The sequence below is a fragment of the Mesorhizobium sp. M7A.F.Ca.MR.362.00.0.0 genome, assembly GCF_004023175.1.
In the GTDB taxonomy this organism is placed as follows: domain Bacteria; phylum Pseudomonadota; class Alphaproteobacteria; order Rhizobiales; family Rhizobiaceae; genus Mesorhizobium.
In genome coordinates, this window is sequence record NZ_RZTF01000057.1 from 6,415 (window position 1) to 15,964 (window position 9,550).

Below are 9,550 nucleotides of genomic sequence, written 5' to 3' on the forward strand. Positions count from 1 at the left end.
CTCTCCTCAATGGCGCTGGAGCGACAGGTCAGCTTCAACGGCGCCACCTGGCTCGACCGGGAGCTGGTTGCCGATAGACCCGAGCCTTTGCACGGATCCGGCTTCGGCCGCGACGTGAGAGAGGCGCAAGCTCGCCGGCGGCAGTGGCTGATCGCGCAAGGCCTCGCGCATAAAGAACAGGATGGGATCGTCTATCGAGCCAACATGCTTTCGATCCTGCGCCAGCGAGAACTGAACCGTGTTGCTGGCCAACTGTCGGAGGAACTTGGCCTGCCCTATGCCGAAGCGCGATCCGGAGGACGAGTAGAGGGTACGCTCCGCCGCTCCGTCGAGCTTGCCAGCGGAAAATATGCCGTCGTTGAAAAGTCGCGCGAGTTCACGCTGGTGCCATGGCGGCCGGTGCTTGAGCGCCATGTGGGCAAGGAGGTCTCCGGTGTCGTGAGTGGGGAGGGGATTTCATGGACCGTCGGCCGGCAAAGGAGCGGACCTGGTGTTTCGTGAGATGGTGTACAGCTTTTTAGCCAGCGGCGCGGGCAGCCATGCGAGCCCGCGTAGACCTTATGGCCGCACGCCCGCAATCGGTCGCATGGACCTGCCAGGCGGGGCGGCTTTGGAGCGTTCGGACCCGACACGCTGCGTGAGTGGCCAGACTTCGAGCGCTCGAAGATGCGGACTGTTGTCTGCTGGCCGGCGTTATTCCGGCTGGCCTATGACCGCGGCGCAACAGTTCACCGCTGAAGTTGCCACGGGCGAACATCGACAAGAGAAAAAACACCATTGCGCGTTACAAATCGCCGTTGAAAGCGTTTAGGTTGCATGCGCTTCGCCAAGTAAACGGATACCCCAGAAGAGAGCCATGACCACGGCCCGCCATATCGTGACGCTGCTTAAAAGCCACATTGCCGGCGACGAGGATCGTTTCCTCTCTATCGCGATGCAGCTTGCTGCGCATGAGGCACGTCAAGGCCATGGCAAGCTTGCTCAGGAGCTCAAGGATCTGGTCGACGCAGCCAAGAGCAGGGACGCCCGGATTGCCAAGAGCAGTCGGCCGGTTCCCCTTTTTCAGCCAAAGGGCGAACTCGCAGGCCTCCTGCATGTGCGCTATCCGGACCTGCGACTGACGGACATGATTTTGCCGGACAGTCTGCGCTCGCGCCTGCACCGCGTGCTGGGAGAGCAGCGCCAACAAGCAAGCTTGCGCGAGCACGGGCTTGTTCCCCGTCGCAAACTGCTTCTGGTCGGCCCGCCAGGATCAGGCAAGACGATGACCGCATCGGCATTGGCCGGGGAGCTTCATCTGCCCCTTTTCATGATCGTCCTCGATGGTTTGATCACCAAGTTCATGGGAGAGACTGCCGGAAAGCTGCGGCTTGTTTTTGATGCAATGCAGGCGACGCGGGGCGTCTACTTCTTTGACGAATTCGATGCCATCGGCGCGCGTCGAGGCGAACGCCAGGATGTTGGCGAGATTCGGCGCGTGCTGAATTCGTTTCTGCAGTTTCTCGAGCAAGACGACAGCCACAGCCTGATTATTGCGGCAACAAATCATCCCGAGCTGCTCGACAGAGCTTTGTTCCGCCGTTTCGACGATGTCATCGAATACGCCGTGCCCGATCGGCCGATTATCGAGGCGCTGCTTCGGGCTCGACTCGACCGCTTCGACACCAGAGGGCTTGCCTGGAACGAGGCGATCTCTCAGGCAGAGAGACTGTCGCAGGCCGAGATCACCCGCGCGGCCGACGACGCTGCAAAAACCATCATATTGCGGGGGGGGAAGCGGATCACCTCGGAAGCGCTCATCGACGCTCTGAAGGAACGCCGGCAGGCTTCGCTGTCTGAGTAGCGACAGCACAGATCATAATGGCAGACGATTTTCCGCGCGACCGCGCCCATATCCACCTTCGCAACAACGGCATTCGGGAAGCCTATCGGCGGCCCAACCAACTTATACATGCACCGCCGCTGCCGGCGCGTGATCGGGCGTCGCATGCTGCGGCCTTGACGCAATCCATCGAACAAGCGGTCGAAAGTGCACGCCAGCAGATTGCGGCGCGTGACCCCCAGCTGTCGGTCGGCACGCCTGGCTTTTACCTCGAGATCGATCTGCCCATGTCCGGACGGGCGGCCCTCGACCAGTTGGCCGATCGTCGCCAGCACATGGAGCTGGTCGCCGTCCATGAGCCAACTCAACCCGGTGCTCCCATCACAGCGTCGGTGTTCCTGCCGCAAAGCGCGCAAGCCTATTATTTGCGGAAAGTCGAGGCGTATCGAGACGTTGACACTGACCGCGGCAGACCGCGCAACGAGCCGCTCGTCTCCCGCATGGAGACAGTCAGGCTGGCGACTGCACGATCGTTGTTTACCGACCACGACGACCTCTTCCCCCAGGCCGCTGACGAGCAGGTGTGGTGGGAAGTCTGGCTGCGCGACGGTCGCCGCGAGAACTTCGAGCACATTGCCGAAGCCCTGAACATCACTTTGCGCACGCATGCGGTCAGGTTTCCGGAGCGGGTGGTCATGCTGGCACTCGCCAGCACGGCAATGCTCGACCGCATGATTGCGCACAGCGATGTCGTCGCCGAGCTGCGGCGCGCGAAGGATACGCCGTCCTTCTTCATGGGCCTTGGCGGCGCGGAGCAAAGGGACTGGAGCGACGAGCTTCTCGGGCGCGTCAGACCGCCTCAATCCGATATTGCGGTCTGCATTCTCGACAGCGGCGTACGTCGCACCCACCCGTTGATCGAACCCGCACTTGCCGTTGAAGACTGGCACACCGTCAAACCGGCATGGGGCAGCGACGACACACCTGCGTGGAGCGGCCACGGGACGCGAATGGCAGGTGTCGGCCTGTACGGTGATCTGGTCCCGCTCCTGGTCGGAGGCGATCCAGTTCCATTGCCCTTTCGGCTGGAGAGTGTCCGTATCCTTCCGCCAGAAGACGAGGCAAACGATCCAGAACTCTATGGCTCGATCACCGCGGAAGCGATCGCCCGCGCCGAGGTGCAGGCGCCGGAGCGCCGCCGCGCGATCGCAATGGCTGTGACAAGCGCCAGTCCGGCGCGTGGAAGGCCCACATCGTGGTCTGCCGCTATCGACCAACTCTGTTTCGAAGAGGAGCAGCGACGCTTGATCGTTCTCTCTGCCGGCAACATCGGCGATGACCTCATGCCGGCCGAGCATTTGACGCGCAACGATCTGGAAGCAGTCGATGATCCTTCTCAGGCCTGGAATGCGCTGACGGTCGGCGCTTTCACAGAAAAGGTCGATATCATTGACACCGACTTTGCGGGCTACGCTCCGATCGCGCCGGTCGGCGAGCTCTCGCCGCGCAGTCGCACTTCGGTCGTTTGGGACAGGCAGTGGCCGGTGAAGCCCGAGGTCGTCTTCGAAGGCGGCAATCTCGCCCATGACGGTGTGTTGCCTGGCGAGCCGATCGACGATCTGCAGATATTGACCACTTTCTATCGACCCGAACTGCGCCACTTCACCACCCTCGGAGATACGAGCGCGGCAACGGCCCATGCCGCACGGATGGCGGGACTAATTCTATCAGCGCGCCCCGAGCTGTGGCCTGAAACGGTTCGCGCCCTGATCGTCCACTCGGCCGAATGGACTCCGGCGATGCGCGCACGCATCGATGCGTGCAACGGAGCGAAGGGCGAGATCCAGGCGCTCGTGCGGCGCTATGGTTACGGCGTGCCAGATCTTGGGCGCGCGCTTCTGTCAACGGTGAACGACCTCACGCTTATCGTTGAAGATGAGCTTCAGCCTTTCCAGCGCGAGGGCGGCGCGGCTGCCAAAACGCGTGACATGAAGCTGCATCGCCTGCCTTGGCCGAAGGAGCAGCTCGCGGCGCTCGGCGCTGCCCAGGTCGAGCTCCGCGTCACGCTGTCCTATTTCATCGAACCCAACCCCGGTGAACGCGGATGGACCCGCCGGCATCGTTACGCGTCCCATGGTCTTCGGTTCAGAGTAAAGTCAGCGACCGAGACAGTCGACGAATTCCGAGCCCGCATCAATCAGGCCGCTCGGGACGAGGAGGAAGGGGCGCCTGCTGGAGGCGGAGAAGAGTGGCTGCTCGGCACCTTCCGCGATCGCGGCTCGTTGCACGCCGATTTCTGGTCGGGCAGCGCCGCCGATCTCGCCGAGCGTGATGCGATCGGCGTGTTCCCGGTCGGGGGCTGGTGGAAGGAGAAGCCTTACCTGGAACGCGTCGACGCTCTGGCTCGGTACGCCCTGATTGTGACGATGCGGGCGCCTGGGGTCGATGTTGACATCTTCACACCCGTCGAAGCAGCCCTGACTGTCGAGACGTCGGTCGAGACCTGATGCAGCACTGTCCAAATCGGCCAACAACGGAGGTTTGACCAGCCTCTGGTGCCATGGCGGCTGGTGCTGGATCATCACGTCGGCAACAGGGATCATGCGCGGAGGACGATAGGCCGGCAAAGGAGCGGGCCAAGCGTGTGATAATGGCGCCCATGGTCACGCCCACAAGCCGCGCCCCCTGCGTCTACGGAGAGGTGCGCGTCTGTTTAGGCGGCCGAGACATCGCTTACCTGATCAACGCGCTCGCCGTATTTGCGCCTGTAAGCGGCAATGAAATCGTCGTCGCTACAGATGCAGCGGCCGCTGGAGTCCTTGGCCTTCGGATCGTGCAAGTGAGAGCCAAGGGGGCGCAGAAGATTCACCCGAGTGCTCGTCGTCGGGCTCATGGGAAACCCCGCACTATGTTTGACCAAATCCGCGGCAAGCATAATCCCGGCAAGCACCGACTGAAAGGCCATCGGAACCACAGTTCGAACGCGGCGACTTCCTTCGCTAAGCTGGAACACCAGACCGCCGCAGATAGCCTGCTGATAAAAGGAGCGCAGGGGCTGGCCGACAAACGGGGCTAGCGGTTCAAACGGCACAGCCATCGCTGTAGCCACGCGAACTACAAAGTCGTTGGGAACTCCGGCATTGGTCTGCAGGAGCGTTTTCACCTGCTCGTGTGCTTCCGGTATTCCGAGTTCCTCGGCAATCAGCTGGTGCTCGTCCTTGGATTTTCCGGATGGCAGGTACATGCAACAAAGGCAAGCCTGGCCGTCATCGAAACCATGCCGGGAGATACCGAGATCGTGCTCCTGCGTCCAAGCGTTTGCGATCCATCGCGGCAGTGCACCTTGGACAGCCAGACGGTCGGCGGCGGTGTCAAGCGCCACACCCACTTGGTCGAAGACCCAATTGCCCCGGCGCGCAACATATTCTGCCCACGTCAGAGGGTGCGCCTCGACCTCAAGGGCAGTCGATCTAAGGGCGGTGGCTGCAAGAACCGCTTTGGACATACCAATCTCCGCCTGGCCAGCCAATGCGTAGCGCTGCAGGTTTGAGAGTTCGATCGCTTCGTGATCGATTACATGCAGACGACCTTTGAGATCGGGTTGTCTCGCTAGCGCCCAAAGCGAGCCATGGCCTATCGCACCGAGCCCAACGAGGTGGGTTTCGCCAAGGTCGACTGGGAAGTCGATCGGGCCAGGCTCTCCGGCTTTGGTCTTGTCGTAGCTGCATAGCGAGAGGTCGATGGTTTCGTCCAACTCGGCGCCGGTCAACTGGGCAGCGAAGATAGTTCGAAAGACGTTGGCGGCGCCGAAGCAACTGGCGGCGCCAGCTCCATAAGGCAGCAGACTTGGGCCAGAGCCCACCGGGTCCGTACGCGACAGCTTTGCCGCCCAACCGTCCGATCCCACGAAAAAGATCGGGCACCGGAGTGATGGGCGCGTTACCCCTGCAACGACGCAGACGGTGGCAGACTTGCCGGAACGCCGGATGCCGACTTTTGGATTGATCGACTTTGCCAAGCGCTCCAGCGCTTGGGCTTGAGAGCTCGCCGCGCTGTCCAGCGGGAGTATCGCCAGAACCGGGTAGAGCCTAGCGAGCAATCTCACCGCAAGATCTAGTGTCGCCTGGCCTTCGGCGCAGGAAGCGGCCTGATGGTCGAAGGCGACTGCCACGACCTGCTTTTCAAGAGCTGCTTTGAAGTCTCCCAGATGAAAATCGGCCAGGACCTGAGATGCCGCCGTGGCGGCGCGATCGATGAAGTTAGCGAATGCCATTGTTCAACTCGATATCATGATCATTCGCGACAGTGCCGCGGGAGGGAGCGCATTCCATTTGGCCTTTTCGTCAAGCCGATAGGCGGCGACCCGAGCAAAATCGAAAGGCTCGCGGGCGAAATTCGGCACTACCAGCGACAGACACCCAACCGTGGTAGCAACCGCATAAGCGTCGTCCGTCGTCGAATGGTAGGCGCGGCCCGGATGGCTGTGAATCTGGGCCAAGAGTTTCAGGCCGCTTTTGTAGAGCCAGACATTGAGCCGGTGCAGTTCTTCGGCCGCAACGATCACGCAAACGCCATCGTTTGTCCGAATGTGACGCTGCGCCGGGATAACCGTCTCTGTTACGGCAAAGTGCCGCTCTTGCTGAACGCCGACCCAGAGCGCCATCCCCTCATTGCCCTCGCGACCAACTGAGCGCAGATGCCCATGCGTGGTCGAGATGCAGCCGCGCGGGAGAGTCACGATCGTTACATCTCTCAAACCAGTCATTCTTGTATCGCCTGAGGGGATACCACCATTCCTACGATTGTCGGTTGGAGTTGAATCTGCAACTGCTCTATAGGAACGATTCCGTACTTGATGATCTTGTCCAGGATGAAGGCCAAACAGCCTTCGCCAGAACCCCGATGAAGCAGCCATGGATCACCTGAATGGGCTGGATTGTCGTGGTATTCCCGGACGCCCGCCATGCACAGGAATGGTTCGTCCTCGGGACTGTTGGCCTGGATGAAGTCCGTCAGCGGCACGGCGTTCTGCTGGATGAGAGCTCCTATCATCTCCGGCGGCGTTCCGGGCAGCGGCGGACGTCTAAGCATTTTCAGGTATAGATCTTTCCGGGCAATCGGATGACGCGTAAACGGATCGACGAAGACCACGGACGGTGGTCTTAAGTCGTAGTCGGTGAAGTCGACCTCGCTCGCTGCGCTGACCACCCGTGGCTTTAACTTGGGGCTGGCGAAAATGAAGAAAGCGCGCGGAAAGGTCGCCTCGATCAAGAAGCAGCCCTGAGCCCGATAGACATCAGCATATGGCCGGAACCGGCCGATCTCCCGATCAAACTTCGCTCGGGAGACCTCCGGATCCACACTTTGGTGTTTAGGCACCTGCGACGCCCGCCTTCAGGCTGAGGAACAGGGTCACAGTATTCGGGAAACCGAAGTCGCCAAGCTTCTTGTCGACATCGAGCAAGTTGCCGGCCTCATCCTTGAATTCCCAATTCTCGGCTGGTTGGGCGACATTCTGCGTGTTCTCAAGGGCTTTGGTACGAATGACGTGAAGCGGCTGGTTGGGATTGGCTTCGACCTGCGTGGGCTGGCCGTTCACCACCACCGTGATCTCGATCTTGCCCGGTCCGCCGCCGTGATTATCGCCCTTACCCGAATCCTTCGACATTGTCCTACTCCTGTGGCTTGCCAACCGCCCCACGCCCTGGCGCCCACCTGCGAGTGAGACCGGCGGTCTTCAATCGTTCACCCGGCGCCACGGCCGCGAGTACGCGAAAGACAGGGGATAAGCTACCGAATCGGTGCTTGCCTTCTTTTATGGGTGACTTGAGCCGCAAGTAAATGGTCTCAAATTGCTCCTCACAACTATAATCGATTAGAGCAATGCAAAAATATTGGCGACACGCCTATTCATCTGCTCTCTCACTCGCCTGCTCCGTGCTTGGCAAGGGGAGCTTTGACTGCGTCACGCGTCCCCCAAGCAGCCGATTGCGCCGGCAGCGCCGTAGGAACCGTCGTTCAGAGTCTTCACCACTCAAGCAGCCGCATGGATGCAGCCGACGCTCGTCTCCACAAACAGCGCAAGTGGTGCCTTGTTGGATAAGGTCGCCTCGTCCCTGGTGCAGCATCTGTCGGAACGGGTCCGCTGCGAGACCATGCCTCATCATCGCGCATGCGCAGCAGCCGGCGGTCGATGCTCGTAAGGCGTTCTGCTCATTTCGTGGCGAAGGCGCTGCTCGACTCGCGGACATATGCGGGCACCGAGGCGGAGGCTGACCAGTCGGCGCCGCGTTCGCGGATGTCGCTTGCAATGTGCTCGCGTGCGTTTGCCGCCGGCGACCTTGCCGTCCTCGCCTGCTATGGCGAGCCGGCGCAAGCGGATTGCTCGATACTGCCGGCGAGGCTGCGGGCCGGTCCTAACGGCCGTTCACAAGAGCTTGCATCAGCAACTGGCAATCGGATCGATAACTTCGCGATCGCCGTTATGGCGCGGAGATGCGGTCTCGCCGGGTTGTGGCTGGCGCTTCGTTGTGGGCGGCGCGTCGTAGCCGAGGGAGCAGGGGCGGCGCCATGATCCAGACCGAACGCGCGCTGCAGCAGGTGCTTGAGTGGGGGCGTGCCCTGACCGGTTTCGCGGATGAGCATGCTGAGGAAGCGGTAAGGGGCGGCCAGTATATCCTGCAACGCATTCACCCGAGCCTGCGCGACACCAGCGCCCGCACCGGCCGCGATCCGCAGGACGAAACGCTGATCGTGGCGTTCTATCGCGAACTGGCGCTGCTGTTCTGGCTAGACGATTGCAACGACGTTGGCCTGATCGCGCCGGAGCAGCTCGCCGCCCTGGAGCAGGCGCTGGGGCACGGCGTACCGTGCGTGCTCTCCGGATTCGAGGGCTGCGCTCAGCTGCGCGCTTCGCTGGCTGCGCTCGCTTACGATCGTCACGACTATGCTCGGCTTCTCGACTATACCCGGTGCTACTGCGCGGCGCTGCGCGCCGGACACGCGCAGGCGGCAGGGGCGCGACGCTGGTCTTACGCCGAGTACCTGCACAACGGCATCGATTCGATCGCTTACGGGACCGTGTTCTGTTGCCTGTCGCTGCTGTGGGGGCTGGACATGGCGACCTTGCGCGCGCGTCCAGCGTTTCGCCAGGTCCTGCGGCTCATCTCAGTGATAGGGCGCCTGCAGAACGATCTGCATGGACGCGACAAGGACAGGTCGGCCGGCGATAACGCGGCGATCCTGCTTCTGCAGCGCTATCCGGCTATGCCTGTGGTTGAGTTCCTCAACGACGAGTTGGCCGGCCATACGCGCATGCTGCACCGGGTGATGGCGGAAGAATGCTTTCCCGCGCCGTGGGGACCGTTGATCGAGGCGATGGCGGCGATCCGCGCGCAGTACTACCAGACTTCGACCAGCCGCTATCGCAGCGACGCTGCAGGGGGAGGCCAGCGTGCGTCGGCCTGGACGCGCCGGAGGCGGCGGCTTGGGCGCGCTGCCGTCGGTTCGATCCGACGCAACGCCGTCGCCCGCTGCTACGGATGGAGCGAGCATGAGCGACACCGCCCTGAGCCGGGGAAGGACGAACATCTGGACATCGTGCTGGATCGGCGAACGGCGCCGGCCACGGTGGCCGCTGGCTGGGAGTACATCCATCTCGAACACTGCGCACTGCCCGAGTTGGACCTGACGCAGATCGACCTGCGCGCCTCGCTGCTGGGCAAGGCT

Annotated in this window: 7 protein-coding genes and 2 pseudogenes; 5 read left to right on the top strand and 4 right to left on the bottom strand. The window is 61.9% G+C overall.

Annotated features, from left to right (window positions below; translation table 11 throughout):
• The 3 genes from EOC06_RS42195 to EOC06_RS10660 form a co-directional block, all read left to right on the top strand.
• Window positions 1–501: DUF3363 domain-containing protein (locus tag EOC06_RS42195; RefSeq protein ID WP_245469472.1), on the top strand; the 501-nt coding region annotated here is incomplete at its 5' end.
• A gap of 355 nt (window positions 502–856) precedes the next feature.
• The gene (locus EOC06_RS10655; RefSeq protein ID WP_024505649.1) at window positions 857–1,843 is read left to right on the top strand and encodes an AAA family ATPase; all 987 of its coding nucleotides are present in this window, start codon (window positions 857–859) and stop codon (window positions 1,841–1,843) included.
• Between the two features lie 17 nt (window positions 1,844–1,860).
• Window positions 1,861–4,329: a S8 family peptidase gene (locus EOC06_RS10660; protein ID WP_063169237.1), complete on the top strand. Its 2,469-nt coding sequence runs from the start codon at window positions 1,861–1,863 to the stop codon at window positions 4,327–4,329.
• 206 nt (window positions 4,330–4,535) lie between these two features.
• On the opposite strand, the gene EOC06_RS10665 is transcribed toward EOC06_RS10660, so the two are convergent.
• From EOC06_RS10665 to EOC06_RS10680, 4 genes are all read right to left on the bottom strand, one after another.
• Window positions 4,536–6,095: an E2 ligase fold family C protein gene (locus tag EOC06_RS10665; protein WP_024505651.1), complete on the bottom strand. Its 1,560-nt coding sequence runs from the start codon at window positions 6,093–6,095 to the stop codon at window positions 4,536–4,538.
• Window positions 6,096–6,098: 3 nt separating this feature from the next.
• Window positions 6,099–6,485 carry a Mov34/MPN/PAD-1 family protein gene (locus EOC06_RS10670; protein WP_236383243.1) on the bottom strand — a complete coding sequence of 129 codons (387 nt, stop codon included), beginning with the start codon at window positions 6,483–6,485 and terminating at the stop codon, window positions 6,099–6,101.
• 98 nt (window positions 6,486–6,583) lie between these two features.
• Window positions 6,584–7,201: a putative metal-binding protein gene (locus EOC06_RS10675; RefSeq protein WP_024505653.1), complete on the bottom strand. Its 618-nt coding sequence runs from the start codon at window positions 7,199–7,201 to the stop codon at window positions 6,584–6,586.
• Window positions 7,194–7,490, bottom strand: a complete 297-nt coding sequence (locus EOC06_RS10680) for a DUF2604 domain-containing protein (RefSeq protein ID WP_024505654.1) — start codon at window positions 7,488–7,490, stop codon at window positions 7,194–7,196. The genes EOC06_RS10675 and EOC06_RS10680 overlap by 8 nt, the downstream gene beginning before the upstream one ends.
• Before the next feature lie 902 nt (window positions 7,491–8,392).
• Between EOC06_RS10680 and EOC06_RS10690 the strand changes: the two are divergent.
• Both EOC06_RS10690 and EOC06_RS42200 read left to right on the top strand, forming a co-directional pair.
• A pseudogene (locus tag EOC06_RS10690) lies at window positions 8,393–9,286 on the top strand (hypothetical protein); the annotation flags it as partial.
• 126 nt (window positions 9,287–9,412) lie between these two features.
• Window positions 9,413–9,550: pseudogene (locus tag EOC06_RS42200) on the top strand (type 2 isopentenyl-diphosphate Delta-isomerase); the annotation flags it as partial.

Excerpts from the sequence above, each read along its gene's own strand:
- EOC06_RS10665 (WP_024505651.1), bottom strand. The coding sequence starts at position 6,095 with ATGGCATTCGCTAACTTCATCGATCGCGCCGCCACGGCGGCATCTCAG.
- EOC06_RS10670 (WP_236383243.1), bottom strand. The coding sequence starts at position 6,485 with ATGGCGCTCTGGGTCGGCGTTCAGCAAGAGCGGCACTTTGCCGTAACA.
- EOC06_RS10660 (WP_063169237.1), top strand. The coding sequence starts at position 1,861 with ATGGCAGACGATTTTCCGCGCGACCGCGCCCATATCCACCTTCGCAAC.
- EOC06_RS10680 (WP_024505654.1), bottom strand. The coding sequence starts at position 7,490 with ATGTCGAAGGATTCGGGTAAGGGCGATAATCACGGCGGCGGACCGGGC.
- EOC06_RS10655 (WP_024505649.1), top strand. The coding sequence starts at position 857 with ATGACCACGGCCCGCCATATCGTGACGCTGCTTAAAAGCCACATTGCC.